The sequence below is a fragment of the Comamonas trifloxystrobinivorans genome, assembly GCF_043359985.1.
Classification (GTDB): domain Bacteria; phylum Pseudomonadota; class Gammaproteobacteria; order Burkholderiales; family Burkholderiaceae_C; genus Comamonas; species Comamonas trifloxystrobinivorans.
In genome coordinates this window covers 53,060-79,374 of record NZ_JBHZGV010000001.1, presented here as the reverse complement: position 1 = coordinate 79,374, position 26,315 = coordinate 53,060, and the positions used below count along the sequence as shown (strand labels likewise).

The following is a 26,315-nucleotide window of genomic DNA, read 5'->3' as shown; positions in this document are numbered from 1 at the left end:
TCGCACTAGGATGGAAAGCTGACGGGCGCGCTGGCGCCCCACCATACCAATCAACGAGGAGATGCCATGATCAGCTACGAAGTCACCGCCTTTGGCGAGCCCCTGGTGCGCACCGAGCGCGAAACCCCTGTGCCCACCGGCGACCAGGTGCTGGTGCGTATCGAGGCGGCGGGCGTCTGCCACTCCGATCTGCACATCTGGCACGGCGAATACGATCTGGGCAATGGCAAAAAGCTCTCTATGGCCGACCGTGGCATGAAGCTGCCGCTCACCATGGGCCACGAAATCGCGGGCGAAGTGGTCGCCGTCGGCCCCGATGCCAAGGGCGTCCAAGTGGGCAAAAAATATGTGGTTTTCCCCTGGCACGGTTGCGGCCAGTGCAAGGTCTGCAAGCGCGGCGACGAGAACCTCTGCCTCGCCGGCAAATCCATGGGCGTCTACCAGGCCGGCGGCTATGCCGACCATGTGCTGGTCTCGCACGCCTACTACCTGGTGGACATTGGCGACATGCCGCCTGAGCGCGCTGCGCCTTACGCCTGCTCGGGTCTCACCACCTACAGCGCCATCAAAAAGATCGACCCGCAAGTCTTCAAAGACGAGAAAACCGTGCTCTTTGGCGCTGGCGGTCTGGGCCTGATGGCCATCTTGCTGATGAAAGCCATGGGCGGCGCAGGCGTGGTGGTGATCGAGCCCGACACCAGCAAACACGCTGCCGCGCTTGCCGCTGGTGCCGACAAGGTGATCGACCCCAAATCGCCCAACTTCATGGCTGAGGTGAAAGAAGCCGCAGGCGGTGCCGTCTGGTCCATCATCGACTGCGTGGGCTCCAGCCAAACCGTGCAACAAGGCATTGACATGCTCACCAAGGGCGGCCACCTGGTGCAAATCGGCCTGTTCGGCGGCCATGTCGACCTGCCTACGCCTACGCATGCCATCCGCGCCATCACCTATGAAGGCACCTACGTTGGCAACTTGCGCGATCTGCAAGAACTCATCCAGCTGGTCAAAGACAAAAACCTCAGCCCCGTGCCCACCACCTGCATGCACTTCAGCAAGGCTTTCACCGCCTTGGTAGCGCTGGAGCAAGGCAAGGCCGTGGGCCGCCTGGTGCTCACACCCAACGGCGAAGAAGCCACCGCCTGATCTGTGGCTGGCTGACACGCCAGCCTGAGCGCCCAAGCTTTATCGGCCACTGCTTAGCGGTGGCCTTTTTCATGCTCAATGCGCAATGGCGTAGCGAGCAATTGGGTGTGCAACGCCGAAGTGGAGGACGGTCGCACGGCTTCTGCATGAAGTGCCAACGACCTCGGTGTGTGCTCAACGCCCAGCCCAATGCCCACTCAAAACTCAAAACTGGCCGACGCCGCAACCGTGCGCGGCATGCCCAGCGTGGCGGTGTACTGGCCTTGCTTCCAGTAATGTTTGTTGAAGGCGTTGTCCAGCGTGGCGCGCAGGGTGACTGGCGTGCTGCCCCAGTGGGTGGCGTAGCGCAGGCCCAGGTCGACCACCGTCCAGCTGGGCACGCGGGCCAGGTTGCTGCTGTCGGCATAGCTGTCGCCGGTGTGGGTGGCGCGAGCCAGTACGGTCCAGCCGGGGGCACCGGGCAGATCCCATTCTGCGCCCAGGTTGTACTGGCGGCGTGTGGCGCCAACGGGGCGCAGGCCGTTGTTTTGGCCGGTAACCGTGTCCAGCACTTTGGGGTTCATCAGCATGGCGCCGCCGAGCAGGCGCAGGCCGCGTGCGGCTTCGCCGTAAATGTTCAGCTCCAGGCCGCGGTGGCGTTGCAGGCCGTTGACGCCAAAGCGGTTGCTGACCGGGTCGATGGAGCCATACGGCTTGCTGATCTGGAACAGGCTGAGGCTGGTGCCAAAGCGCCCCCAGTGGTATTTGGCGCCCACTTCGTACTGGCGCGTGCGGTAGGGCGCGTAGCTTTCGCCTTGGTTGGCCGTGCCTACGGGGGCCATGGCACCCGCGCTCAGCCCCTGGATGTGGTTGGCATAGAGCGAGAGCTGGCTTGTGGGTTTGATGACGATGGCCGCCATGGGGCTGGTGACGCTTTGGCGGTAGAGCGTGCCGCTCTGGCCAAACTGCGGGTAGCCGGTGAAGGTGTCGGTGTTGACGGTTTGCCGGCGCAGCCCCAGGCTGAGCAGTACGGTGTTTTGCGCAAATGCCATGGTGTCTACCAGGGCGTAGCTGGGCAGCTCTACCCGCACGTTCCAGACGTAGGGGCCCAGCGGGTCGACCGCCGCTGCCGTGGGCGGCGGCACGGTGACGGGGTGGTAGATGTTGGAGTAGCCGCGGTTGCCGTCGAGCGCAGTGAGCCCGAATTCAGAGATGCTGTGGCGCCGCATTTGGCTGGCGCTGAACGACCATTGGTGTTGCACCGGCCCGGTGGCAAAACGGCCTTTGATGCCGGCTTGCGCCGAGTTGGTGGTTTGCCGCCATTGCGTGGGGATGCCGTAGTAGGCGTAGTCGCCCTGGGCGTTGGCGTAGGGCGCCTGGTCGATGAGCGTGCTGCTGGCATTGCGGGCGTGGCCAATGGCGCCAAACACGCTGAGCTGGTCGGTCAAATCCCATTCGAGCTGGCCCATGACGGTGTCGTCGGTGGAGCGCTGGGTGTTCCAGGCTTGCACAAAGCTGGCCGAGCCGTCGGGCGCGCTGGGCACGGGGCCGCCCACGGCGCTCATGTTGAGCGAGCTGCCAATGCCGTGGGAGTTTTGGCGTTGGTGAATGAGGTCGATCGATGCGCGCAGGCGCGAGCTGCGAAAGTCGAGCCCCAAAGCGGCCATGCGCGATTGTTCGCTGAGCCAGTCGCGCGCCGTGTCGCCCTGGCGCAGGCCGGCATTCAGGCGCAGGCCAAAGGCGTTGTCTACGCCAAAGCGGCGGCCAATGTCGGCGTTGGCACCCCAGAGCGAATCGGAGGTAAAGCCGGTGTTGATGCGGGTGATGGGTTCGTTCCCCGCCCGTTTGGAGACCAGGTTGACCGCGCCGCCCACCGCGCCGCCGGGCGACATGCCGTTGAGCAGCACGGCCGGGCCTTTGAGCACTTCGGCGCGTTCCACAAACTCGGGCGATACGCGGAACTGGCTGGTGATGCCGGGCAGGCCGTTGAGCGAGAGCTCGTCGTTGGCCACGGGAAAGCCGCGCACCATCAAGGCATCGGCGCTGGCACCGTCGCCGTATTCCAGGCGTACCGAAGGATCGACCCGGGCCAGCGTCTCCAGCACGCTGCGGGTTTGCGTGTCTTCCAGCGTTTGCGCGGTGTAGCTGCTGGTGTTGAAGGGCGCGTCTTGCACCGGCGTTTGCCCCAGCACGCCCAGTTGCGCACTGGTAGCCACTTGGCCGCCGGGGAAAGCGGGCGAGGGCGCGCCCTGGGCAGCAGGCGCTTGCACGGTGACTTCGGGCAGCGTGGGCTCCTCTGCCAAACCATAGCCGGGCGCTGCCAGCAAAGCAGCGAGGGCCAGGGGCGGGCGGGGCAGGCGGTGGCGCGGCACGGTTGGACGCTTTCGCAAAAATGCTTGCGGCTGGCGCAACCCATGGCGCTCCGCTTTGGATACGGATTCTAGGCAGGGCTTGGCAGTTTGTTACATATCTGGCCCTGCTTTGCTGGCAAGTGTTGCAAAGGCGGGCGTTCTCCGGCACAAGCTTGACAGCGCCCGTGGATGCAGGCAGTGGATACGTATGGTGAATACGAAGCTCCCGGCTATTGCGGTTCAGCGGCCCGTGGGAGCCGCTGCGCGCCGGGCGCGAGGGCATTGGTTGTAGAATCGACCGTCGTCTTTGCAAAGAAGCTGGTGAAAACCCAGCACGGTCGCGCCACTGTATAGCCAGCGCCAACCTTACCGGTTGTGCTGCTGCGCCAAGTCAGACCTTTGCCAAGCCTTGTTCTCCCAGCGCCTTTACGCAAGCGCGCTGGTCCACCTGGGACGCGCTTTCCTGGAGGTTTTCATGCAGCAGTCTGCACCGTCTTTGCCATTGTTGGCAGCCCCCGTTTCTCTCTCATCTTTTGCTCAGCACCAGCACCGCCTGCAGTGGCTGGGCTCGTCGCTCTGCGCGCTCTGCGGCCGCTGATCGTGCGCCGACCGTTCAGCAGACGCTGAACCTGCGCCGCCCACCAGCGTTGGGGGGGCGGCATGTCTTTTGACCACCGAGTACTGGCACGGCCAGTTGGCGATGAGCGGGGTTCCCCATGGATGAGCAATTTTTGCAGGCGCATGCCCTGCGCATGCAAGAGAAGAAGGCCGAGGTGCAGGCCGCCATTGGCCAGGCGCAGCAAGAGCGCGGCGTGCTGCTGGTGCTGACGGGCGACGGCAAGGGCAAATCGACCTCGGCCTTTGGCATGGTGTTGCGTGTGCTGGGCCATGGTTTGCGTGTGGGCGTGGTGCAGTTCATCAAGGGCAGCCAGGCCTCGGGCGAGGTCACTTTTTTGCTGCAGCAGGGCTTGCTGGGCAGTGGGCCTAAGGCGGCAGTGCAGTTTCATGCCATGGCGACCGGCTGCACCTGGAACAGCAACGATTGGCAGGCCGACAAAGCCGCTGCCGACCAGGCCTGGCAAGCGGCGCTGCAGATGTTGCGCGACCCGGGCATCAGCCTGCTGGTGCTCGACGAGGTGACGCTGCTGCTCAAATACCAGTACCTGACGCTGCACGAGTTGCTGCAAGCCGTGCAGGCGCGCCCGGCCACGATGAACCTGGTGCTGACCGGGCGTGAAGCCCCCGCACAACTGCTGGCGCTGGCCGATACGGTGAGCGAGATAGCCAGCAAGCGCCACGCTTTTCAGGCCGGCATCAAGGCGCAAGCCGGGGTGGATTTTTGATGCGTGCCTTTGCCAAAGCGCCCAAAGCGCTCAAAGCACTGTGTTTGGCGGCGGCCTGCGCCGCGCCAGTCTGGGCGCTGGCGGAGGCGCAGCGCCTGCCCCGGCTGATGTCTACCAATATCTGCGCCGATGTGCTGGCGCTGAGCCTGGCCGATCCGGCGCAGATTGTTTCGCTCTCGCGCCAAAGCCAAGATGCCAAACGCTTTTCGCAAGCCGTGCAGGCGCGGCGCTTTGTGGCGAACGATGCCACGACGGAAGACGTGCTGCAGCTGCAACCCGATGTGGTGCTGGCCTCGCGCCGCTGGAACGCGCGCCACCAGCAAGGCTTGTTGCAGCAGCAAGGCGTGCGCAATGTGACCGTGCCTTTCCCCACCGATTGGCCGGGCATTTTTGACAGCACGCTGAAGATCGGCCAGGCCATTGGCCGCGAGGCCGCAGCGCGTGCTTTGGTGGCCAGTGTGCAAGCGCGGCTGGCGCGTTTGCAGGCCACGCCGCGCCCTTGGAGCGCGCTGTATTTGCGCCCTAACGGCGGCAGCGCTGGCGCACGCACGCATGTGGATGCCGTGCTGAGCGCAGCCGGTTTGCGTAACCACGCTACGGCGCTGGGTTTGAAGGGCTGGGGCCGCCTGGATCTGGAGCGCATCTTGCTCGATCCGCCCGATGTGTTCATCGTGCCCGCGCTGGTGAACGACAGCAGCTTTGCCAAATCGACCTTCAGCCGCCACCCGCAACTGCAAGCGCTGATGGCGGTGCGCCAAGTGGTGCTGCTGCAAGAGAACGACTGGGGCTGCAGCAACTGGCAATTGGTGGAAGCGGCCGAGGCCGTAGCCGCGCAAGTGGATGCAGCCTTGGCCAAAACTACACAGCCAGCCGGAGCCCGTTCATGACGCGGCCATTCCCCGCTTGGGCTTTGAACACTGGCTTGCTGGCGCTGCTGCTGGCGTTGGTGGCGGTGTCGTTGCAGATTGGTTCGGTGCCAGTTGGCGTGCGCGATTGGTGGCTGGCGGCCATGCAGCCCGAGCAGCTCAGCGGCAACGCGGCGCGCTATTTGCTGATTTTTGAGCAAGTGCGTTTGCCGCGTGTGGTGCTGGCGCTGGTGGTGGGCATGTCGCTGGGCCTGGCCGGTGCGGCTTTGCAGGGCTTGCTGCGCAACCCGTTGGCCGAGCCGGGCTTGCTGGGCATCAGCTCCAGCGCCAGCTTGGGCGCGGTGCTGTGCATTTATTTTGGGCTGTGGCAGTGGAACGCGTGGTCGCTGCCGGTGTCGGCCATGCTGGTGGCCAGCGCCTCTACCTTGGTGCTCTACCGCATTGCCAGCCGCGGCGCCAGCAACCTCACTTTGATTTTGGCCGGCGTGGCCTTGTCGTCGCTGGCGGCTGCGCTCACGGCGCTGGCCATCAACCTGGCGCCCACGCCCACCGACATGCAAGACATTGTGCTGTGGCTGATGGGCTCGCTCGCTGATCGCAGCTTTGCCGATTTGCGCCTGTGCCTGCCATTTGTGCTGGCCGGCTTGCTGTTGCTGGCTGGCAGCGCCCGCTCGCTGGACGCACTGACCTTGGGCGAGGACGAAGCCAGCAGCCTGGGCGTGAGCCTGCCACGCCTGCGCGCACAAATTATTGCAGGCACCGCGCTGTGCGTGGGCTCCAGCGTGGCGGTGACGGGCAGCATTGGTTTTATTGGCTTGGTGGTGCCCCATTTGTTCCGCGCTGCCGTTGGACACCAGCCTTCTAAGCTGTTGCTCCCCAGCGCCTTGGGCGGCGCGATTTTGCTGCTGGCGGCCGATATTGCGCTGCGTTTGCTGAGCGGCCGGGTAGAGCTGATGCTGGGCGTGGTCACGGCTTTGATCGGCGCGCCATTCTTTCTCTACCTGGTGCTGCGCGAGCGCTGGAGGGCACGCCAATGACGCTGTTGGCTGTCGATAGTTTGCAAGTGCAGATGGCCGGTAAAACCTGCGTGGCCGATTTGTCTTTTGAGGTGCAGGCTGGCGAGTTGCTGGCGCTGATTGGCCCCAACGGCGCTGGCAAAAGCACGGTGCTGCGCGCTGTTGCGCAGCTGTTGCCGTACAGCGGCCAGGTGCAGATGCAAGGCCAAAACCTGGCCGCCATGGCCAGCGAGCAACGCGCTAAGCACCTTGCCTATTTGTCGCAAGGCGACCAGGTGGCCTGGCCGTTGACGGTGCAGAATTTTGTGGCGCTGGGGCGCTTGCCTTACCAGCGCCGCTTGGGTTCGCAAGCCGGCACGGCGGCCGATCAGCAAGCCATTGCGCAGGCCTTGGCTGCCATGCATCTAACTGATTTTGCGCAGCGCCGGCTCGATCAGCTCTCGGGCGGCGAACGCGCCCGCGCACGCCTGGCCCGTGCGTTGGCCGTGCAAGCGCCGCTGTTGCTGGCCGACGAGCCGGTGGCCGCGCTCGACCCTTTCCACCAGCTCAGCGTCATGGAGATGCTGCGCGCCCAGTGCCGCCAAGGCCGCACTGTAGTGGTGGTGTTGCACGACCTGACCTTGGCCAGCCGCTTTTGCGACCGGGTGCTGCTTTTGCAGCAAGGCCGCGCCGTGGCTTGCGGTGCGCCGCGCCAGGTCCTGAGCGCCCGCAACTTGCAACAGGTTTACCAGGTGCAAGCCATGCACGGCGAGCACGACAACCAGGGCTATGTGTTGCCCTGGGCTTGCGAGCGGGCCGGCAGCGCAGAGAGCCGTGCCTGCTAGGGCGCAGCGACGGTTTCAACGATTTTTTCTCATCCACCCTTTTCACGGAGTATTGCCATGAACAGCCGCCAAAAAATTCCTGCCACCATCGTCACCGGCTTTCTGGGCAGTGGCAAAACCACGCTGCTGCGCCACATTCTGGCCAACGCCAACGGGCGGCGCATTGCGGTCATCGTCAACGAGTTTGGCGAGCTGGGCATTGACGGCGACATTCTGCGCGGCTGTGGCATTGGCTGCGAAGACGAGGCGGGCGAGCAGGCCGGCCAGCTGTACGAGCTGGCCAACGGCTGCGTGTGCTGCACGGTGCAGGAGGAGTTTTACCCGGTGATGCGCGAGCTGATTGAGCGCCGCGACGAGATCGACCACATCCTGATCGAGACCAGCGGACTGGCGCTGCCCAAGCCCCTGGTGCAGGCCTTCAACTGGCCCGAAATCAAGAACGCCTGCACCGTGGATGCGGTGGTGACCGTGGTAGATGTGCCCGCCGCCGCTGCCGGCCAGTTTGCCGCCAACCCGGCTGCTGTGGACGCGCAGCGCAAGCAAGACCCGAACCTGGACCATGAATCGCCACTGCACGAGCTGTTTGAAGACCAGCTGATCTCGGCTGACCTGGTGGTGCTGACCAAGCTGGACGCCGCCAGCGCCGCCGACCGCGCAGCGGTGGAAGCGCTGGTGCGCGAAGACATTCCAGCGCAGGTGAAGATTGTGGCGGCCGACCATGGCCGCATTGATCTGGATGTGGTGCTGGGCTTGTCGAGCGCGTCGGAAGAGAGCATTCATCTGCGCCAAGGCCACCACGAGCACGGCGAAGACCATGAGCACGACGAGCACGACCACGATGCGTTTGATTCCATCGTGGTGGAGATCGGCGCGGTGGAACGCGAGCCTCTGCTGGCCGCGTTGGCGCAACTGGCGGCCGAGCAAGAGATTTACCGCATCAAAGGCTTTGTGGCCTTGCCCGGCAAACCCATGCGCCTGGTGGTGCACGGCGTGGGAAAACGCTTTGACAGCTATTTCGACCGTCCCTGGCGTGCCGACGAAAAACGCGGCACCTACCTGGTCTTCATCGGCCACGATCTGGACGAGACCGCCATCCGCCAGGCCCTGGGAGCGCTGTAATGCACATGCTCGCGGTCCAACCCGGTGGCTTTGTCGATGACGAGGCTTTTGTCGCCAGCCTGGAGCAGACGCCGGCCGCCATCGTGGTGCTGAGCGCGGCCGACACTACGCTGGCCTTGCTGGCGCAGGCCTATGCGCAGTTGCAGGCCGGGCTGGATGGCGAGCAGTTGCCCACGCTGCGGCTGGCCAATCTGATGCATTTGCGCCAGCCCGCATCGGTCGATCTGTATGTGGACGAGGTGTTGCAGCACGCGCAGGTCATCGTGATCGACCATTTGGGCGGCGAGAGCTACTGGCCCTATGGCACCGAGCGCGTGGGCGAGCTGTGCCGGGCGCAGCGCAAGCCGCTGTTGATGTTCTCGGGCGACACCAGCGAAGACCTGAACCTGCTGCAAAAAAGCACGGCCTCGCAAGAGCACTGCCGCCAGCTGTGGCGCTATCTGCGCGAGGGCGGGCTGGCCAACGCACGCGAGTTTGTGCGTTATTTGTGGCAGGCTTTTCTGGGGGGCGAGCAAGCCGCCTTGCCGCCTCGCCCCTTGCCGCTGGCCGCCATTTACCATCCGCTGCACGACGACGCCAGCGTGCAGCACTGGCAGGCGCCCGGCCCTTGGCAGTGGCAGGTTGGCGCGCCGGTGGTGCTGGTGCTGTTTTACAAAGCGCACCTGCAATCGGGCAACACGCAAGTCTTTCAGGTGCTGTGCGAAAAACTGCTGGCCGCCGGCATGAACCCGCTGCCGCTGGCGCTGTTGTCGCTCAAAGACGCCACTTGCCTGGCCACTTTGCACGCGCTGTGCGAGAGCGAAAACGTGGCGCTGATCTTGAACACCACCGCGTTCTCGCAAGCCTCGCTGGACACACCGGGCGACCACGCGCTGGCGGGCGATGTGCCGGTGCTGCAAGTCATTCTCTCGGGCGGCAACCAGGAGGCCTGGCTGGCCGATGCCCACGGCCTGCAGCCCCGCGACATTGCCATGCATGTGGCCATGCCCGAGGTGGATGGCCGCATCATCACGCGCGCCATCAGCTTCAAAGGCCTGGCCTACCGCAGCGAGCTGACGCAATCAGACGTGGTGCAGTACCAGCCGCACCTGGAGCGCTTGGGCTTTGTGGTGGAGCTGGCGCGGCGCTGGTGCGAGCTGCGCCGCAAACCCCATGCCGACAAGCGCCTGGCGCTGGTGCTGGCCAACTACCCCACCAAGGAAGGCCGCATTGGCAATGGCGTGGGGCTGGACACGCCGGCCTCGGTGATCGAGATTTTGCAAGCGCTGCGCCAGCACGGCTATACCTTGGCCGAGATTCCGGCCAACGGCGATGCACTGATGGAGCAACTGCAAAGCGGCATCACCAACGAGCCTGATTCCTGGCAACTGCGCCCGGCCTGGCAAAGCCTGGCGCTGGCCGATTACCAGCAGCACTTTGCCAGCCTGCCGCAGGCCAACCAGCAAGCGGTGTTGCAGCGCTGGGGCGCGCCCGAGCAAGACCCGATGCTGCGCAACGGCCGCTTCATGCTGGCCGGGCTGCGCCTGGGCAATATCTTTGTCGGCATACAGCCGGCACGCGGCTACCACCTGGACGCACTGGCCAGCTACCACGACCCGGATCTGGTGCCGCCGCATTACTACCTGGCCTTCTACCACTGGCTGCGCCAGGGCTGGCAGGCCGATGCGCTGGTGCACGTGGGCAAGCACGGCAACCTGGAATGGCTGCCGGGCAAGAGCGTGGCGCTGGCCGATACCTGCTGGCCCGATCTGGCGCTGGGCCCCATGCCGCACCTGTACCCGTTCATCGTCAACGACCCGGGCGAAGGCACGCAGGCCAAGCGCCGGGCGCAGGCGGTGATTGTCGACCACCTGATGCCGCCTTTGACCCGCGCCGAAAGCTACGGGCCAACCCGCGATCTGGAACGCATGGTGGACGAATACTACGAGGCCGCCACGCTGGACCGCAAGCGCGCACAGCTGCTGCGCAAGCAGATTCTGGAGCACATCGTGCGCCACGATCTGCACCAGGATCTGGGCCTCGCTGCGCCCCGCAGCGAGCAAGAAGAGCAGTTGCTGCTCAACAAGACCGACGCCTATCTGTGCGAGCTGAAAGAGGCGCAGATTCGCGACGGCTTGCATGTCTTTGGCTGCTCGCCGGTGGGCCGCCTGGAGCGCGATACCTTGCTGGCCCTGGCCCGCCACCCGGTGGGCAGCGGCAAAGGCAGCCAGCAAAGCCTGGTGCGAGCGCTGGCGCAAGATCTGGCGCTGGGCGAAGGTTTTGACCCGCTGGACGCCGATTGGGCTGCGCCTTGGCAAGGCGCGCGCCCGGCGTTGCTGGCGCAGGTGGATGCATCGCCATGGCGCAACACCGGCGATACCCGCGAGCGGCTGGAGCTGCTGGCGCTGCAGTTGCTGCAAGCGCCAGAACAGGCGCTGCCACTGCTGGCCTTGCACAACGCCGCCATGGACAACACGCAGGCCGTGCTGCAACGCGTGGAGCAAGACCTGCGCCCGCGCCTGAGCGCTTGCGGCCCGCAAGAGCTGTTGCAGCTGCTGCGCGGTTTGGACGGGCGCTTTGTGCCTGCGGGCCCGAGCGGCGCGCCCAGCCGGGGCCGGCCCGATGTGTTGCCCACCGGGCGCAATTTCTTCTCGGTCGACACCCGCGCCGTGCCCACGCAAACCAGCTGGACGCTGGGCTGGAAATCGGCGCAGCTGCTGGTAGAGAAATACGCGCAAGAGCAGGGCGAGTACCCGGTGTCGCTGGGCTTGTCGGTCTGGGGCACGGCCACCATGCGCACCGGCGGCGACGATATTGCGCAGGCTTTTGCGCTGCTGGGCGTGCGGCCCACTTGGGCTGATGGCAGCTGGCGCGTGAGTGATTTCGAGGTGCTGCCGCTGGCTGTGCTGGGCAGGCCACGGGTCGATGTGACTTTGCGCGTGTCCGGCTTTTTCCGCGACGCTTTCAGCAACGTGATCCGCTTGTTCGACGCTGCCGTGCAAAAGGTGGCAGCGCTGGAGGAAGAAAGCGAAGCCGACAACCCGGTGCGCGCCCGCGTGCTGCGCGAGGCCGAGCAATTGCAGCAGCAAGGCATGGAGGCGGGCGATGCGCGCCTGCACGCCGGCATGCGGGTGTTTGGCGCCAAGCCCGGCAGTTACGGCGCGGGTTTGCAAGGCTTGATCGACGGCCGCAACTGGGAGAACGACGCCGATCTGGCCAGCGCCTACCGCAACTGGGGCGCCTACGCCTACGGCCAAAACCTGGAAGGCATGGCCGTGCCCGAGACCTTTGTGCGGCGCCTGTCCAAGCTGCAATTGGTGGTGCACAACCAGGACAACCGCGAGCACGACCTGCTCGATTCGGACGACTACTACCAGTTCCAAGGCGGCATGGCGGCCGCGGTGCGGCACTTCAGCGGCCAGCAACCGGCGCTGTATTTTGGCGACCACAGCAACCCGCAAGCGCCGCGCATGCGCACTTTGCAAGAAGAGATCAGCCGCGTGCTGCGCTCGCGCGTGACCAACCCCAAATGGATAGATGGCGTGAAGCGCCACGGCTACAAAGGCGCGTTTGAGATTGCGGCCACGGTGGATTATTTGTTCGCCTTCGACGCCACGGCCCAGGTGGTGCGCGACGACCAATACGCCCGCGTGACCGATGCTTTTGTGGCCGATGCCGATACCCGCCAATTCATGCAACAACACAACCCGCAGGCTTTTCACGGCCTGTGCGAGCGCTTGCTTGAAGCGGTGCAGCGCGGCCTGTGGCAAGAGCCGGGCGATTACCCCGAGCTGCTGGAGCAGCACCTGTTGCAAACCGAACAGCTGTTGGAGGCCCGATGACAGCAAACACCACAAACTACCCTTTTTGCGCCATTGAAGGCCAGCCCGCCTTGCAGCTGGCGCTGCTGCTGCTGGCGGTAGACCCGCTGCTGGGAGGTCTGCTGATCGAGGGGCCACGCGGCACGGCCAAATCTACCAGCGCCCGCGCCTTGGCCGATTTGCTGCCCAGCGGCCAGTGGGTGAACCTGCCGCTGGGCACCAGCGAAGAGCAGTTGCAAGGCTCGCTGGACTTGCAGGCCGCGCTGCAAGATGCGGCCATCAGCTTCAAACCCGGCCTGCTGGCGCAGGCGCACCAGGGCATTTTGTATGTGGACGAGGTGAACCTGCTGCCCGACCGCCTGGTGGACCTGCTGCTGGACGTGAGCGCCAGCGGCATTAACCGCGTGGAGCGCGACGGCGTATCGCACCAGCACGCGGCGCGCATTGCGCTGGTGGGCACCATGAACCCGGAAGAAGGCCAATTGCGGCCGCAGTTGCTGGACCGCTTTGGCATGTACGTGCGCCTGCCGAATGTGCCCGATGTGGCCACGCGCAAACGCATTGTGCTGGCACGCATGGCTTTTGACGCCGATCCGCAAGCTTTTTGCCAGCGCCATGCAGAGCAACAAAACGCATTGGCTGCGCAGTTGCTGGCCGCCCGCGCCAATTTGGAAAACGTGGCCTGGCCGGACGCCGTGCACGACGCGGTTGCCGAGCTGTGCCAACAAGCCGGCGTGGAAGGCGTGCGTGCGGATTTGGTGATGCTGCGCGCTGCACGCGCTAGCGCGGCTTTGGCCGGGCGCACGCAAGTGAACTTGGCCGATGTGCAGCAAGTGGCCGAGCTGGCTTTGGCGCACCGCCGCAGCGCGGATGCGCAAGCTCCAAAGCCAACGCCTGCGGGCGATACGCAACAAGCCGAACCACCGAGCAACCCGCCACCGAGCGAGCCACCGCCCAGCCAAAACAACGGCCAAGGCGATGCACACGCCGATGATGCAACAGCGTCTGGAAGCCAAGGCGGTGATGCTTGGGGCGGCATGGCCGCGCCGCAAGCCAGCGCCATCCACAGCGTGCCCGGTTGGAGGCCGGGCCTGCCAAAAAAAGCCTGATGCGCGCCAGCCAGGACGGCCGGGCCCAGCTGGGGCGCGCCAGCAATACCAGCGGCGCAGGCCGCGCCCAAACGCCGGCGCGCCAACGGCTGGACTGGCCGCAGACCTTGGCCGCCAAAGGCGCGCAGCCGCTGGCGTTGGAGCACCTGCGCTACCGGCCGCAGGCATCGGGCGCCAAGCTGGTGCACTGTGTATTGCTGGACCAATCGTCTTCCATGCTGCGCGGCCAAAAGCTGGCGCTGGCCAAAGGCTATTTGCAGGCGCTGGCCGAACAGGCTTACCGCAGCCGCGACAGCCTGTGCGTGATCGGCTTCAGCGGCACGGGCGCGCAGCTGCTGCACCGCAGCTTCAAGGCACAGGCGTTCAACGCGGGTTGGATTGAGCCGATCAGCGGCGGTGGTGGCACGCCCTTGGAAAGCGCGTTGGCCTTGCTGGACGAGAGCCTGCGCACCATGCGCAAGCAAGCGCCGCTGCACGCCTGCCTGTGGCTGCTGAGCGATGGCCGCTTTGCCAGCTTGCCGCCGCGGCCGCAGCAGGCCGATCAAATTACGGTGATCGATTTCGATACGCAGTGGCTGCAGCTGCAGCGCTGCCCAAAACTGGCGCAGGAATGGGGGGCCGAGCTGATCCGCGCCTGAGTTTGGCGGCCACGCGCCTGGCCAACTGTTAAACTCGGCATGCTTTTTTTGAAAGCCTATCCACAGGTGCTTGCTACGGCAAGTGAAACGGGAACAAGGTGCCGGCGCTATGCCGCAAGCCTTGGCTGCCCCCGCAACGGTAGGCAGGAGCCGCATTTCTCGGGCCCTTAGGGGCCCAGCCACTGAACCAGTCGTTTGCCCTTGCGGGCGGCGCGGTTTGGGAAGGCGAAATGCTGGTGGGGTAACGCGCCCCGACCTGCAAGCCCGGAGACCGGCCTGTGTCTAGCCGTGGCGTGCCCTTTGGGGCGCGCTCTCCCAACTGTCTGCGGGGTGTGGACGGGCGGTCTTGCGCTCGTCCCTGGTTTCGTTTTTCGCAGGCAGGGTCGGGCGCAGAGCAGCCCCCACATCAGGCAGTTTGACTCCTGATCTCATGAACGCTGCTTTCTCTCCCTCTTTCCGTTTGCGCCCGGTCGCCCGGCTGTTTTTGGCTGCGCGCAAACGCACTCGCCCAACCACCAATTCATTCACGCGCCAGCTCAGCCGCCTGTGCTGCGCCAGCCCTTTGCTGGGTATGCCAGCGCTGGCTTTGGCCGAAGTCACTTTGCCCGAGGTGCTGGTGACCAGCGACGCGCCCGAGCGCAACAGCCTGGCGCTGCCTGCTACCTCGGGCAGCAAGCTCAACATCAGCGTGCAAGATCTGCCCGCCAGCCTGAGCACCGTCACTGCCACGCAGTTGGAAGAGCGCGCTGATTACGCCGTGGTGGGCTCGGTGGTGCGCACCGTGGGGCTGAGCGCCAACAGCCAGCCCGGCAATGGCGGCCTGGCTTTTTCCAGCCGGGGTTTTGCCGGCGTCAACTCGGTAGGCGTGGCCGAAGACGGCCTGGTGCAGGGCGTGGCCGCCGGCACCGTGGCTTACCCCAACAGCAGCTGGGGCTACGAGCGCTTTGATGTGCTGCGTGGCCCGGCCTCTCTCATGTACGGCAGCGGCACCATGGGCGCCACCATCAACGCGGTGCGCAAACAGCCCAGCCGCGAGCGCAGCACCGAGGTGCTGCTGGGCGCGGGCTCGCACGGCAGCCTGCGCTCTGGCCTGGGCACGACGGGCGCGCTGAGCGACAGCCTGAGCTACCGGCTCGACGTGTACGGCGAGCGCAGCGACGGCCAACGCCAGCTGGGCAACAGCGACAGCAAAAAACTCATGAGCGCCATCCGCTGGCAAGCCAGCAGCGATTTGCGCGTGGATCTGACGGCCGACGTGAGCGACCAGAAGCCCGAGCGCTACTTTGGCTCGCCCGTGGTGGACGGCAAGATTGTCCGCAGCTTGCGCGACCGCAACTTCAACTTTCTCGACAGCGATGTGCACTACCAGGACGAGCGCTACAAGATCAAGGCCGAGTGGACGCCGCAAGCCGGCGTGCTGCTGCGCAACGAGGTGTACCACCTGAAGGCCGACCGCCATTGGAAGAACATCGAGGCCTATGCCTACGACCCGCGCGCTGGCGTGATGAACCGCTCGGACTACTTGGAGATTGGCCACGACCTGGAGCAAACCGGCAACCGTCTGGGTGCGGTTTTGCAGGCCGGTGCGCACGAGCTGGCGCTGGGCTGGGATGTGTCTGAGGCCAAATTCACGAGCAGCAGCAATTCGCCTTACAGCGGCCAATCGCAAGTGCCGGTGCTCGGCGGCAGCAACGGTTACTGGAGCAGCGCCGACCCGTATTTGCCGCGCATGTCCTCGCGCATCAAGCAACATGCTTTCTACCTGGAAGACGCCTGGAAGCTGAGCGCCGATTGGCTGCTGCTGGCCGGTGTGCGCCGCGATCTCTACGATTTTGACCGGCGCGATCTGCTCAGCCAAAGCGGCTTTGACAAAAAGCTGGGCGGCACCTCGGCCCGCCTGGGCCTGACGCGGCGCCTGGGCGAGCACACCAGCGTGTATGCGCAGGCCAGCACCGGCCACGATCCGGTCACCAGCTTGCTGTCACTGAGCCAATCGCAAAGCGGCTTTACGCTCAGCAAGGGGCGCCAGCTGGAAGTGGGTATCAAGCAGCAGCTGGCCGACGGCCGGGGCGAGTGGACGCTGGCGCTTTTCGACATTCGCAAGAACGACATCATCACGCGCAACCCGGACCGGCCGGCCGAATCGGTGCAGGGCGGCAAGCAGTCGTCCAAAGGCGTGGAGCTGGCTGCCGTGTGGGACGCCAACCCCGCCTGGCGCCTGGAAGGCAATCTGGCCTATACCGACGCCCAGTTTGACCGCTTGCTCGAAGGCGCCAGCGGCCTGGACCGCGCGGGCAACCGGCCGGCCAATGTGCCGCGCATCACCGCCAACGCCTGGGCACATTACAAGCGCGGCGACTGGCGTGCGTCGCTCGGCCTGCGCCATGTGGGCGACCGTTACAGCGACAACGCGAACAGCTCGCGCCTGTCTTCGTACACCGTGGCAGATGCGGTGCTGGCCTGGAACCTGAACCGCTCCACCACGCTGAGTCTGGTAGGCCGCAACCTGACGGACAAGCTCTACGCCAGCGCCGCCTACAGCCGCAGCCAGTGGTTGCTGGGCACAGGCCGCAGCTGGGAGCTGACGGCGCATGTGCGCTTTTGAGGCCGGGGGCTGAAACCATGCAGGTGAGAAACAGCTTTCGCAGTGTTGGCGTGCTGGGCGCGTTGGCCGCCGCCCTGTGCTTGGCCGCTTGCGGGCAGCGGGCCGACGAGGCCAACGCCAAGCCGCCCACGCAGGTGGCGGCCTTGGTGCCAGCGCAGCCACGCGCTGCGGTGGATGTGGATGTGTGCGGCCAGTCGCAGCGCTACCAGGCCGTGCCGCAGCGGGCGGTGACGCACGACGTCAACATCACCGAAATGTTTCTCTACCTGGGCCTGGGCGACAAGCTGGTGGGCTACTCCGGCATTCAGGCGCAAAAGGAGATCAGCCCGCAGGCCAAGCCCTGGCTGGAGAAAGTGCCCAACCTGTCGCCACAAGGCATGGGCTTGGAGGCAATTTTGGATGCCCGCGCCGATTTTGTTTTTGCCGGCTGGAGCTACGGCTTCCGCCCCGGTGGCGTGACGCCCGAGCTGCTGGCCAGCCACGGCGTGGCCTCGTATGTGATCAGCGAATCTTGCGTACATGTGCAAAAGCGCAGCCAGATTGCGCTGGGCGACATGCTGGTGGATCTGCGCAATATCGCCAAGATATTCGATGTGGAGCAGCAGGCCGCGCCCAAAATTGCACGCCTGCAAACAGGCATAGACAGCCTGGCGCAGCAGATGCAGGGCGAGCTTGAGCGCCCACGGGTATTTGTGTACGACAGCGGCGAAAAAATCCCCGTAACCGTGGGCCGCCTGGGCATGCCGCAAGCCATGCTGGAAGCGGCTGGTGCCAGCAATATTTTTGACGACCTGGAGCGCAACTGGCCGCGTGGCAATTGGGAAGATGTGATCACCCGCGATCCGGAGTGGATTGTGGTGATCGACTACGGCACGCCCAGTGCGCAAGGCAAGATCGATTTTCTGCTCTCGCGCCCCGAGCTGGCCGAGGTCAGCGCCATCCGCGAGCGGCGCTTTTTTGTGATGAGCTACGCCGAGGCCACGCCCGGCCCGCGCAATATCGAAACCGCGCAGCGCCTGGCAGCAGCCTTGCACCCGCAGCGGCAGATTCGCATCGACCCGGTGCAGTGGCCTGCGCCGCCTGCCAACAAGGCGGCAACGCCTGAAAGCCAGCCATGAGCTGCAACGCCAGCCGTTTTCACTGGCACAGCAACGAATGGCCTTTGCCGGCCTGGCTGGCGCTGTTGGCGGCCTTGTTGCTGCTGTGCGTGCTGGGCGCAATCACCTGGGGCTCGGCATCGATCAACGTGGGCATGGTGTGGGCGATTGTGAGCGAGCAAGTGGCTGCGCTGTTGGGGCTGCAAGCCGATGGTTCAGTGACAGGGCAGGGCGCTGCGCAGCGCCAGCATTACCAGATCGTCTGGATGATCCGCTTGCCACGCGTGCTGCTGGCGGCCTTGGTGGGCGCGGGTTTGGCAGTGGTGGGCGTGGTAATGCAGGCCATGGTGCGCAACCCGCTGGCCGATCCGTACATGCTGGGCGTATCGTCCGGCGCATCGGTGGGCGCGGTGTCGGTACTGGCCTATGGCAGCCTGGCGGTGGCGGGTTTATACGCGATCACCGCCGGTGCATTTTTGGGCGCGCTGGGCGCTACGGTGCTTGTGTATGCGCTGGCGCGGCAACAAGGGCAACTGCATGCCACGCGCTTGATTTTGAGCGGTGTGGCGGTCGGCTATTTGCTCATGGGCATCACCAGCCTGATCACCTTGACCGCCGGCCAGCGTGAGCTGGCCAACGCCTTGCTCACCTGGACTTTGGGCAGCCTGGCTGGCGCGCAGTGGCGTGCGCTGGGCATTCCAACCGTGGTGTTGCTGGCAGGCTTGTTGTGGCTGCTCCTGTGCGCCCGCGAGCTGAACGCCTTGTTGCTGGGCGACGAAGGCGCTGCCAACCTGGGCGTGGCGGTGCGGCAATTGCGCATGCAGTTGTTTGTGGTGGTGTCGGTGATGACGGGCACCATGGTGGCGGTGAGCGGCGTGATCGGCTTTGTCGGCCTGGTCATCCCGCACATCACCCGCATGCTGGTGGGCAGCGATCACCGCCGGGTCTTGCCCGTCAGCGCCTTGCTGGGCGCGTGTTTTCTGGTGCTGGTCGATGTGCTGGCGCGCACCTGGTTTGCGCCCATGGAGCTGCCGGTGGGCGTGATCACCGCGCTGATCGGCGGGCCGTTTTTCATCGGCATGCTGTGGCGCCGCACGGCCGATGCGCCGGGGAGGCAAGTGTGATGCTGCAAGCCCAGCAACTGTCGTGGAGCGCCGGCCATGGCGTCAAGGCCAGGCCGATTGTGCGCGGCGTATCGCTGCATGTGCAGGCGGGCGAAATGGTGGGCATTGTCGGGCCCAACGGTTGCGGCAAATCCAGCCTGCTGCGCTTGCTCTACCGCGCACTGCAGCCCGAGCCGGGTGGCCAGGTGCGTTTGCTGGGGCAAGACATCTGGCAACTCTCGGCCCGCGCTTTTGCGCAGCAAGTGGCCGTGGTGTCGCAGCAAGAGCGCACCGATTTCGATTGCACGGTGCAAGAGTTTGTGCAAATGGGCCGCTTACCCCACCAATCGCGCTGGCGGCGAGACAGCGCCCGCGACCGCGCTGTGGTGGCCGATGCGCTAGCCAGCGTACGCGCCAGCCACATGGCAGGGCAGTGCGTGGCCTCGCTCTCGGGCGGTGAGAAGCAGCGCGTAGTGTTGGCGCGTGCGCTGGCGCAGCAGCCGCAGCTGATTTTTCTGGACGAGCCCACCAACCACCTCGACATCCAGTTCCAGCTGGAGTTGATGGACTGGCTGCGCGGCTCGGGCTGCACCGTGGTGGTGGTGATCCACGATCTGAACTTGGCCGCGCAGTACTGCGACCGCCTGTACCTGATGCGCGCTGGCGAGGTAATTGCACAGGGCGCCCCGCAACAAGTGCTGACGGCCGAAGCCGTGCAAACGCTGTTCGACGTGCAAGCCGCGATTGATGCCGACCCGCATCACGGCAAACCCCGCGTGAGCTATTGGAGAGAGGCTTCCCATGAGCGCTAGCCGCCACGCCATTTTGCTGCTGGGCCGCGGCGGCCTGGGCTCGGCCGCCAAAAACGAACTGCAGGCGTTGCGCGAGCAATGCCAGCAGCAAGCCGGCGAAGTGCCGGTAGCGCTGGCCTTTGTGGACCGCGCCCAGCCCGCTTTGCCCGAGGCGCTGAATGCCTTGCTGACCGCACTGCCACAAGGCCTGGAGCGCATCACCATCCAGCCCGTGTTTGTGCCCGACGAACCCGCTCTGCGCCGCTGGCTCGAAAAACTGGCCATGCGCTGGCTGGAGCAGCAGCCGCCTGCTGCGCGCCCGCAGGTGGTATTTGCCGAACCCTTGGGCAGCGCGCCCGAGTTGGCCGAGCTGCTGCTGGCGCAAGTGCAAGCCGCTGCCGCTTTGCCTGGCGTGGCACAAACCCAGTTCAGCGAAGACTGGCAAACTGACCCGCTCGCCTGGAGCGAAGTTCCCGAGCACAGCCGCCATGTGCTCTGGTGCACCGGCCCCCGCTGCGCCGCCAAAGGCTCGGTCTCCCTGTGGCCGCTCTTACAAAAAGCCGTGCAAGCCGACCCGCAGCTGAAAAAAAGCACCGAGCTGCTGCAAACCAGCTGCCAATACCCCTGCAACCACGGCCCGCTGATGATCGTCTACCCCGACGGCGTTTGGTATGGAAGGCTCGATGCCGATAGCGTTGTTGGCGTTTTGCGCTCTCACCTGGATGGTGGCACTTTGGCGCGTGCGCATTGTGTGCATCGGTTGGGGCAGGGTGATCTGGGGGATTGAAAGTAAAAACAGAAAGACCTGTCGGTCCTTGCAGAACTGGCAGGTCTTGGTTGTTCGTGCTTTCAGATTCTGGCGGAAGGAGAGAGTAGTGAACGGGCGCAGCTCTCGCAGGCCGTTGGCTGTTTTGGATGTTTCCTCCACCCCTTCAGCCAGCGCCTGCGGACGCAGCAAACGCCGGCGATTTGGCTGCCGCAGGACAGCCAAACATCGTGCTCTGACTTGCGGCATCTGTCTGAGCGGAACGCCTTGGCGTGCAGCGAGTTATGCCGCACGCCGGTGTTTGCTGTGGCCGCAGGTTGCCCTGATTGCCCCGCTTCGCGGGGCGGTCAGGGACGCTGGATGCAGGGCACGTTTTTTCCCCCTAGCTTTTTGCCGTGCAGCAAAAAGCTAGGTCGCCTGCCGGGGCGAGTCCCGGCCAGCCGCCGCCAGGCAGGCAGCACAACGCCAGTTAGAACATCATGCCATCCATCTGCGCGACACGCAAAACGTCGCGAAGACTCAAGCGCTGGCCGCCACGTCCTCACCCACCGAGGGCGCGGGAAACAGCACGCCCGCCTCATCAGCGTGCCAAGCCGGATACTTGTCCATCACCAGCTCAAACAACGCCGAATCCGTCAAGCGCGTCAGCCAGGCCTGCAAATGTGGCCAGGGAGCTGCGGCCCAGGCGGCCTCGTCGATCCCCGCGAACTGGCGCACAAACGGGCGGATCGCCATATCGGCCAGACTCGGGTCGCGGCCAAACAAATAGCCGGTGGCAGCGAGCTGCTCGTTCAGGCCGCTCAGGAAAGCCTGCGCCGTGGCTTGCGCGGCGGCTGCATCAGCTTCGGGGTAGCGGCTGGGGTACTTGCAGCGGTCCAGCGCTTGTTTGAACTCGCCGTCGTTGCGGGCGATCAGGGCCAGCATCTCGTCCAAGCTGCCTGCGGTGGGTGCGAGCCAGCCGTCCGGATCGTTCTGGCGCAAAGCCCAGAGCATGATCTCCAGGCTTTGCTCGATGACCGTGCCATCGGCCAGCACCAGCACCGGCACCGTGCCTTTGGGCGATGCGTCCAGCAAGGCTTGCGGCTTGTCTTTGAGCACCACTTCGCGCAGCTGGCACTGCACGCCGGCCTGCGCCAAAGCCAGGCGCGCGCGCATGGCGTAAGGGCAGCGGCGGAACGAGTACAGCACCGGCAAACCTTGCAGCGCCACCAGCTGCTCGGCCGCTTTTTGCTGGCGCGATTGCTGCGAGCTGGCCTGGGTGTGGCCCAGGTGCGATTCGCCTCGGCTGGCGGCCAGATCCATCTGGCGCTGGCGTTCGGCCAAAGCGGCTTCTTGCTCGGGCGTGCGCGTGCCGTGGCAATACGGGCAGCTTACGCCGCGCACATAGTGCGGGTGCTGCAGCTCGGCTTCGCCCAGCGGCATGCGGCAGCTGCGGCACAGCTGGTGCGGGCCGCGCTGCAGGCCGTGGCCGACGGAGACGCGCTCGTCAAACACAAAGCACTCGCCCCACCACATGGATTCGGCCTGTGGAATCTCTTCCAGGTACTTGAGGATGCCGCCTTGTAGGTGGTAGACGTTGTCGAAGCCCTGCGTCTTCATGAACGCAGTGGACTTTTCGCAGCGGATGCCACCGGTGCAGAACATGGCGATCTTGTCTTTGCCGTGCAGCACGCCGCCGGGCTGCGACTGCTCGGCCACCCATTGCGGAAACTCGGTAAAGCTCTTGGTGTGCGGGTTGATGGCGCCGTCAAAGCTGCCAATGCCCACTTCGTAATCGTTGCGCGTGTCCACCAGCACCACATCGGGCTGGCTGATGAGCGCGTTCCAGTCCTCGGGCTTGACGTACTGGCCCGCATTGAGCGCCGGGTTCAGCTCGGGCACGCCGAGCGTGACGATCTCGCGCTTGAGGCGCACGCGCATGCGGTAGAACGGGTTGCTGGCCGCCAGCGCCTCTTTGTGCACCAGGTTGGCCAGGCGCGCATCACGCTTGAGCCAGTTCAGCACCGCGTGCACATCATCGGGCAGGCCGGCAATCGTGCCGTTGATGCCTTCATGGGCGAGCAGCAGCAGGCCTTTGACGTGGTGCGCATCGCACAAGTCTTGCAAGGGTTGCTGCCAGTCCGCAAATTCTGGCAAATCGATGAACTGGTAAAGCGCGGCGGTGAGGTATTGCTGTGGCATGGGGCCAAGATGATAGCGCCGCGCCCAAGCTCAAGTGCCCAACAAGGGCTAAAAGCCAAGCGGGCCAGCAACTATTTGCAGCCGCTTTGCGCTGGATCGAAAAGCACAAAAAAGCCCGGCAGGGCCGGGCTGATGCGCTGAGGGCGTTGCGCTTACTTGGGCGCGATGCCGGTGATGTCGTAGAAATTGATGGACTGCCCGCCTTCGAAGACGCGGGTGCCGGGGGTGATACCCGCCGGGCAGGCGCCCAGGTATTCGCCCTTGATGTTGCGGGTGGTTTTGACCACCGAGCCGTCGGGCATTTGCTGGTTGGTGACGGACAGCACGTGGAAGCTCTTTTCAAAATCGCCGGTGATGGTGCGGTCCGTCTGGATGCGTTGCTCCGTTTGGCCGACCTTGCAGTTGGCGCTGAAGAGCCAGCCGCTGTTGTTTTTGTCAGCCTTGGTGATGCATTGCTGCACGTCGCGGTGCGCTTGTTGGAGCTGGCGGGTTTTGTAGAAGGTGTCTTTGTCCATGCAGTCACGGAAGCTCACGGTCTCGCCGGTCTGGTCGGTCGAGCTGAGCTGCCACTGGCCGGATTTGGGGCGCGGCAGGTCTTCGGCGCTGGGCGTGCTGGCACAGGCCGACAGCAGCAATGCAGCGGCTGCGGCAGACAAGGGGGCAAAGTAGCGGCTGGAAATCATGGTGTTCTCTCCGGATGTTGTCGGTCGCGCAGGGCGCGCGGTGTGCGCACCCGGTGCTTTGATCCTAGGAGTGATGTTAGCGCCAATCTGTCTGACGGGCGCGGTCGCTGCTGTAGGAGAGGGGAGCGCGCTCTGCTTGCGGCTTGGCCCGAGCGGTGTGAATCGGGCCAAGCGCGAGCGTAAAAAGCAAGAAGCCCAGGCCGTGTGGGCCTGGGCTTGCGTGACGTGGTTCAGCTTGCTCGCCTGGCTGCGCAGGGTGCCTTTACAGGTATTTCACCAGCACCTGGCTCTTGCGGCTCCAGTTGTACTTGGCTTTGCGTTGCTCGGGCAGCCAGTCGGGGTCGACCGGTTGGAAGCCGCGCTTGATGAACCAGTGCATGGTGCGCGTGGTGAGCACAAAGATGCTCTTGAGGCCCAGTGCGCGGGCGCGTTGCTCGATGCGCTTGAGCAGCTTTTCGCCGTCGCCCGTGCCCTGGCTTTGGGGCGATACGGTGACCGCCGCCATTTCGGCGGTGCCGGCCTCGGGGTAGGGGTAGAGCGCGGCGCAGCCGAAGATCACGCCGTCGTGCTCGATGATGGTGTAGGCCGCAATGTCGCGCTCGATCTCGGTGCGGCTGCGCTTGACGAGGGTGCCGTCTTTCTCGAAAGGCTCGATCAGCTGCAGAATGCCGCCCACGTCGTCAGGCTTGGCTTCGCGCAGCTCTTCCAGGCGCTCGTCGATGATCATGGTGCCGATACCGTCGTGCACATACACCTCCAGCAGCAGCGCGCCGTCGGTGGCGAAGGGCAGAATGTGGCTGCGTTCCACGCCGTCTTTGCAGGCCTTGACGCAATGCTGCAGGTAGAAGCCGACATCGGTGGGAACGGTGGCTGGCGGCAGTGCGGCCAGCAGCTTTTGTGCGGCGTCCAGCGGCAGTTCGGTGTCGATCGGGTTGTCTTCGCCTTCGGGCTCCAACGGCTTGATGCGGATGCCGGGCACTTCGGTCAGGAACATCAGCTTGTCGGCTTTCAGTTCAATGGCCACGCGGGTGGCCACTTCTTCCATGCTCAGGTTGAAAGCCTCGCCGGTGGGCGAGAAGCCGAAGGGCGAAACCAGCACCATGGCGCCCATGTCGAGCGTGCGGTGGATGCCGCCCACGTCGACCTTGCGCACAAGGCCTGAATGCATGAAATCCACGCCGTCCACAATGCCGACAGGGCGGGCCGTGACAAAGTTGCCCGAGATCACACGCACCGTGGCACCAGCCATGGGCGTGTTGGGCAAGCCCTGGCTGAAGGCAGCTTCGATCTCAAAGCGCAGCTGGCCGGCGGCCTCTTGGGCGCAATCGAGCGCCACCGAATCAGTGATGCGGATGCCGTGCGAGTAGCGCGGCGCGTGGCCTTTGGCGGCCAGTTGTTCGTTGACCTGGGGGCGGAAGCCGTGCACCAGCACGATCTTCACACCCAGCGCCTGGATCAGTGCCAGGTCTTGCACAATCGATTGCAGCTTGCCTGCTGCAATTGCCTCACCCGTCAGGCCCACCACAAAGGTCTGGTTGCGGAACTTGTGGATATATGGTGCCACCGAGCGAAACCAGGGCACAAAGGTGAAGTTGAATACAGCGGACATGGGGGTGGATGGCAAATTCTTGATAGCGGGCAGCCTTGCCGGCATGCGGCTTGCCCAAGGCCGCTATTGTTATACAAACGCTGGGGCCGCGTGCAAAAAAACGCCGTCTTCCGGCACTGCCAACGGGGGTAAAACGTCGCAAAAACGCAGCAAAAAGGCGGCGCGGCGGCCGCGGCGGATTTCAGCCGGGCAAAGTGGTGCTTTGGCAATCAAGAACGGTACCGATGGCGGGCGTGCCTTATCTGCGCCGATGATGCGGGTTTGACCGATCACAACGAGCATCAGGAGACAAACCACCATGACCACCCTCAACCGCCGCCAATTGCTGGCCCTGGGCGCTGCCCCGTTGGCCAGCGCCTTGCCTGTGGGCGCAGCGCATGCGGCCGACTACCCCAGCCGCCAGGTCAAGTTCATCGTGCCTTTCCCGCCCGGCGGGCCGGTGGACACCACGGCGCGCGCCTTTGTGCCGCCGCTGGGCCAGCTGTGGGGGCAGAGCACGTTCATCGACAACCGCGCAGGCGGCGGTGGCATTGTGGGCGCCGAGACGGCCGCCAAGCAGGCGCCCGACGGCTATGGCCTGTTTGTGGGGGCCATCCACCACTCGGTCAACCCGGCGCTGCACCCCAAGCTGAGCTACAACATTCAAAAGGATTTTGTGCCGATCAGCTTTGCCGCGATGTTCCCGGTGTTCCTGGTGGTCAACCCCAGCGTGCCGGCCAAGAATGTGCAGGAGCTGATTGCTCTGGCCAAAAAGCCGGGCAGCAACCTGAGCTTTTCCTCGTCGGGCAACGGCGGCGGCACGCATTTGGCGGGCGAGCTGTTCAACATGCACGCCGGCACCCAGTTGCTGCACATTCCGTACAAGGGCAGTGCGCCGGCGATGACCGATGTGTTGGGCGGCCAGGTCGCCATGATGTTCAGCGACGCACCCACGGCCATTCCGCACATCAAAACCGGCAAGGTGCGCGTGCTGGGCGTGGCCAGCCCCAAACGCTCGGCCTTGCTGCCCGATGTGCCGACCATTGCCGAGCAAGGCCTGCCCGGTTATGAGGCCTATTCCTGGGCCGCGCTGTTTGCGCCGGCTGGCACGCCCAAAGAGGTGGTGGCCAAGATCAACACCGATTTCAACCAGGTGATGCGCGACCCGGATGTGAAACAACGCCTGTACGTGGCCGGTGCCGAGGCCAACCCTGGCACGCCCGAAGACTTGGCCAAGCTGCTGCAGGCCGAAATGGACAAATGGGCCAAGGTGGTGAAGGCCGCCAATATCAAGATCGATTGAGGGCTTGCCG

General features: G+C 64.9%; 20 protein-coding genes, 1 pseudogene and 1 riboswitch. Of the genes and pseudogenes, 16 read left to right on the top strand and 5 right to left on the bottom strand.

All coding sequences use genetic code 11. The features are described from left to right. The first annotated feature begins 66 nt into the window (after positions 1–66). Positions 67–1,143: an alcohol dehydrogenase gene (locus ACFIQF_RS00330; RefSeq protein WP_393939098.1), complete on the top strand. Its 1,077-nt coding sequence runs from the start codon at positions 67–69 to the stop codon at positions 1,141–1,143. 197 nt (positions 1,144–1,340) lie between these two features. Here ACFIQF_RS00330 and ACFIQF_RS00325 read toward each other — a convergent pair whose 3' ends face one another. Next, positions 1,341–3,512 carry a TonB-dependent receptor gene (locus ACFIQF_RS00325; protein ID WP_393939097.1) on the bottom strand — a complete coding sequence of 724 codons (2,172 nt, stop codon included), beginning with the start codon at positions 3,510–3,512 and terminating at the stop codon, positions 1,341–1,343. Positions 3,513–4,189: 677 nt separating this feature from the next. On the opposite strand from ACFIQF_RS00325, the gene cobO reads away from it, so the two are divergent. The 13 genes from cobO to ACFIQF_RS00260 all read left to right on the top strand — a co-directional run bounded on the left by cobO (position 4,190) and on the right by ACFIQF_RS00260 (position 20,571). Beyond that, complete coding sequence (cobO, locus tag ACFIQF_RS00320) at positions 4,190–4,816, top strand: cob(I)yrinic acid a,c-diamide adenosyltransferase (RefSeq protein WP_393939095.1); 627 nt, start codon at positions 4,190–4,192, stop codon at positions 4,814–4,816. After that, the gene (locus tag ACFIQF_RS00315) at positions 4,816–5,703 is read left to right on the top strand and encodes an ABC transporter substrate-binding protein (protein ID WP_393939093.1); all 888 of its coding nucleotides are present in this window, start codon (positions 4,816–4,818) and stop codon (positions 5,701–5,703) included. Before cobO ends, ACFIQF_RS00315 begins: the two co-directional genes overlap by 1 nt. Next, entirely contained in the window at positions 5,700–6,719 is a 1,020-nt protein-coding gene (locus ACFIQF_RS00310) for a FecCD family ABC transporter permease (protein WP_393939091.1), read from the top strand. The genes ACFIQF_RS00315 and ACFIQF_RS00310 overlap by 4 nt, the downstream gene beginning before the upstream one ends. Continuing rightward, on the top strand, positions 6,716–7,522 hold the full coding sequence (locus ACFIQF_RS00305; protein WP_393939088.1) for an ABC transporter ATP-binding protein: 807 nt from the start codon (positions 6,716–6,718) through the stop codon (positions 7,520–7,522). Before ACFIQF_RS00310 ends, ACFIQF_RS00305 begins: the two co-directional genes overlap by 4 nt. A gap of 57 nt (positions 7,523–7,579) precedes the next feature. Continuing rightward, positions 7,580–8,641 carry a cobalamin biosynthesis protein CobW gene (gene cobW / locus ACFIQF_RS00300; protein WP_393939086.1) on the top strand — a complete coding sequence of 354 codons (1,062 nt, stop codon included), beginning with the start codon at positions 7,580–7,582 and terminating at the stop codon, positions 8,639–8,641. Next, the gene (cobN, locus tag ACFIQF_RS00295) at positions 8,641–12,462 is read left to right on the top strand and encodes a cobaltochelatase subunit CobN (RefSeq protein ID WP_393939085.1); all 3,822 of its coding nucleotides are present in this window, start codon (positions 8,641–8,643) and stop codon (positions 12,460–12,462) included. Before cobW ends, cobN begins: the two co-directional genes overlap by 1 nt. Continuing rightward, positions 12,459–13,550 carry a magnesium chelatase ATPase subunit I gene (locus ACFIQF_RS00290; protein ID WP_393939084.1) on the top strand — a complete coding sequence of 364 codons (1,092 nt, stop codon included), beginning with the start codon at positions 12,459–12,461 and terminating at the stop codon, positions 13,548–13,550. Before cobN ends, ACFIQF_RS00290 begins: the two co-directional genes overlap by 4 nt. Then, positions 13,550–14,188, top strand: coding sequence for a vWA domain-containing protein (locus ACFIQF_RS00285; protein ID WP_393939082.1), 639 nt, complete (start codon positions 13,550–13,552; stop codon positions 14,186–14,188). The genes ACFIQF_RS00290 and ACFIQF_RS00285 overlap by 1 nt, the downstream gene beginning before the upstream one ends. Before the next feature lie 47 nt (positions 14,189–14,235). Beyond that, positions 14,236–14,482, top strand: a riboswitch (cobalamin riboswitch). 136 nt (positions 14,483–14,618) lie between these two features. Next, positions 14,619–16,793, top strand: a complete 2,175-nt coding sequence (locus ACFIQF_RS00280) for a TonB-dependent receptor (protein ID WP_393939081.1) — start codon at positions 14,619–14,621, stop codon at positions 16,791–16,793. A gap of 17 nt (positions 16,794–16,810) precedes the next feature. Then, the gene (locus tag ACFIQF_RS00275; protein WP_393939080.1) at positions 16,811–17,911 is read left to right on the top strand and encodes an ABC transporter substrate-binding protein; all 1,101 of its coding nucleotides are present in this window, start codon (positions 16,811–16,813) and stop codon (positions 17,909–17,911) included. Next, positions 17,908–19,014 (top strand): FecCD family ABC transporter permease, encoded by a 1,107-nt coding sequence (locus ACFIQF_RS00270; protein WP_393939078.1) that lies wholly within the window; start codon positions 17,908–17,910, stop codon positions 19,012–19,014. Before ACFIQF_RS00275 ends, ACFIQF_RS00270 begins: the two co-directional genes overlap by 4 nt. Then, a complete protein-coding gene (locus tag ACFIQF_RS00265) occupies positions 19,014–19,805 on the top strand; it encodes an ABC transporter ATP-binding protein (RefSeq protein WP_393939076.1) in 792 nt (263 codons plus the stop codon). The genes ACFIQF_RS00270 and ACFIQF_RS00265 overlap by 1 nt, the downstream gene beginning before the upstream one ends. After that, entirely contained in the window at positions 19,795–20,571 is a 777-nt protein-coding gene (locus tag ACFIQF_RS00260; RefSeq protein ID WP_393939074.1) for a CbiX/SirB N-terminal domain-containing protein, read from the top strand. Before ACFIQF_RS00265 ends, ACFIQF_RS00260 begins: the two co-directional genes overlap by 11 nt. A 498-nt stretch (positions 20,572–21,069) precedes the next feature. Here the strand turns inward: ACFIQF_RS00260 and ACFIQF_RS00255 are convergent, their stop codons facing one another. From ACFIQF_RS00255 to argA, 4 genes and pseudogenes are all read right to left on the bottom strand, one after another. After that, a complete protein-coding gene (locus ACFIQF_RS00255; protein ID WP_431193938.1) occupies positions 21,070–21,753 on the bottom strand; it encodes a glutathione S-transferase in 684 nt (227 codons plus the stop codon). A 273-nt stretch (positions 21,754–22,026) separates the two neighbouring features. Beyond that, positions 22,027–22,731 (bottom strand): annotated as a pseudogene (gene trhO, locus ACFIQF_RS00250) (oxygen-dependent tRNA uridine(34) hydroxylase TrhO); the annotation flags it as partial. A gap of 152 nt (positions 22,732–22,883) precedes the next feature. Next, complete coding sequence (locus tag ACFIQF_RS00245; RefSeq protein WP_393939072.1) at positions 22,884–23,414, bottom strand: DUF3617 domain-containing protein; 531 nt, start codon at positions 23,412–23,414, stop codon at positions 22,884–22,886. 262 nt (positions 23,415–23,676) lie between these two features. Next, positions 23,677–25,023, bottom strand: a complete 1,347-nt coding sequence (gene argA, locus ACFIQF_RS00240) for an amino-acid N-acetyltransferase (protein WP_393939071.1) — start codon at positions 25,021–25,023, stop codon at positions 23,677–23,679. Between argA and ACFIQF_RS00235 the strand changes: the two genes are divergently transcribed. Together ACFIQF_RS00235 and ACFIQF_RS00230 are read left to right on the top strand one after the other, a co-directional pair. Next, a complete protein-coding gene (locus tag ACFIQF_RS00235; protein ID WP_393939070.1) occupies positions 25,001–25,288 on the top strand; it encodes a hypothetical protein in 288 nt (95 codons plus the stop codon). The two genes, argA and ACFIQF_RS00235, sit on opposite strands and share 23 nt — an antisense overlap. 33 nt (positions 25,289–25,321) lie before the next feature. Beyond that, positions 25,322–26,305, top strand: a complete 984-nt coding sequence (locus tag ACFIQF_RS00230; RefSeq protein WP_393939069.1) for a tripartite tricarboxylate transporter substrate binding protein — start codon at positions 25,322–25,324, stop codon at positions 26,303–26,305. Positions 26,306–26,315: the final 10 nt, after the last annotated feature.

Bases quoted from the DNA above. Each gene is read 5' to 3' on its own strand.
- ACFIQF_RS00260 (WP_393939074.1), top strand. From the start codon at position 19,795: ATGAGCGCTAGCCGCCACGCCATTTTGCTGCTGGGCCGCGGCGGCCTG.
- ACFIQF_RS00305 (WP_393939088.1), top strand. From the start codon at position 6,716: ATGACGCTGTTGGCTGTCGATAGTTTGCAAGTGCAGATGGCCGGTAAA.
- argA (WP_393939071.1), bottom strand. From the start codon at position 25,023: ATGTCCGCTGTATTCAACTTCACCTTTGTGCCCTGGTTTCGCTCGGTG.
- ACFIQF_RS00230 (WP_393939069.1), top strand. From the start codon at position 25,322: ATGACCACCCTCAACCGCCGCCAATTGCTGGCCCTGGGCGCTGCCCCG.
- ACFIQF_RS00285 (WP_393939082.1), top strand. From the start codon at position 13,550: ATGCGCGCCAGCCAGGACGGCCGGGCCCAGCTGGGGCGCGCCAGCAAT.
- ACFIQF_RS00245 (WP_393939072.1), bottom strand. From the start codon at position 23,414: ATGATTTCCAGCCGCTACTTTGCCCCCTTGTCTGCCGCAGCCGCTGCA.
- ACFIQF_RS00275 (WP_393939080.1), top strand. From the start codon at position 16,811: ATGCAGGTGAGAAACAGCTTTCGCAGTGTTGGCGTGCTGGGCGCGTTG.
- ACFIQF_RS00270 (WP_393939078.1), top strand. From the start codon at position 17,908: ATGAGCTGCAACGCCAGCCGTTTTCACTGGCACAGCAACGAATGGCCT.
- ACFIQF_RS00315 (WP_393939093.1), top strand. From the start codon at position 4,816: ATGCGTGCCTTTGCCAAAGCGCCCAAAGCGCTCAAAGCACTGTGTTTG.
- cobN (WP_393939085.1), top strand. From the start codon at position 8,641: ATGCACATGCTCGCGGTCCAACCCGGTGGCTTTGTCGATGACGAGGCT.
- ACFIQF_RS00280 (WP_393939081.1), top strand. From the start codon at position 14,619: ATGAACGCTGCTTTCTCTCCCTCTTTCCGTTTGCGCCCGGTCGCCCGG.
- ACFIQF_RS00290 (WP_393939084.1), top strand. From the start codon at position 12,459: ATGACAGCAAACACCACAAACTACCCTTTTTGCGCCATTGAAGGCCAG.
- ACFIQF_RS00310 (WP_393939091.1), top strand. From the start codon at position 5,700: ATGACGCGGCCATTCCCCGCTTGGGCTTTGAACACTGGCTTGCTGGCG.
- cobW (WP_393939086.1), top strand. From the start codon at position 7,580: ATGAACAGCCGCCAAAAAATTCCTGCCACCATCGTCACCGGCTTTCTG.
- ACFIQF_RS00265 (WP_393939076.1), top strand. From the start codon at position 19,014: ATGCTGCAAGCCCAGCAACTGTCGTGGAGCGCCGGCCATGGCGTCAAG.
- cobO (WP_393939095.1), top strand. From the start codon at position 4,190: ATGGATGAGCAATTTTTGCAGGCGCATGCCCTGCGCATGCAAGAGAAG.
- ACFIQF_RS00330 (WP_393939098.1), top strand. From the start codon at position 67: ATGATCAGCTACGAAGTCACCGCCTTTGGCGAGCCCCTGGTGCGCACC.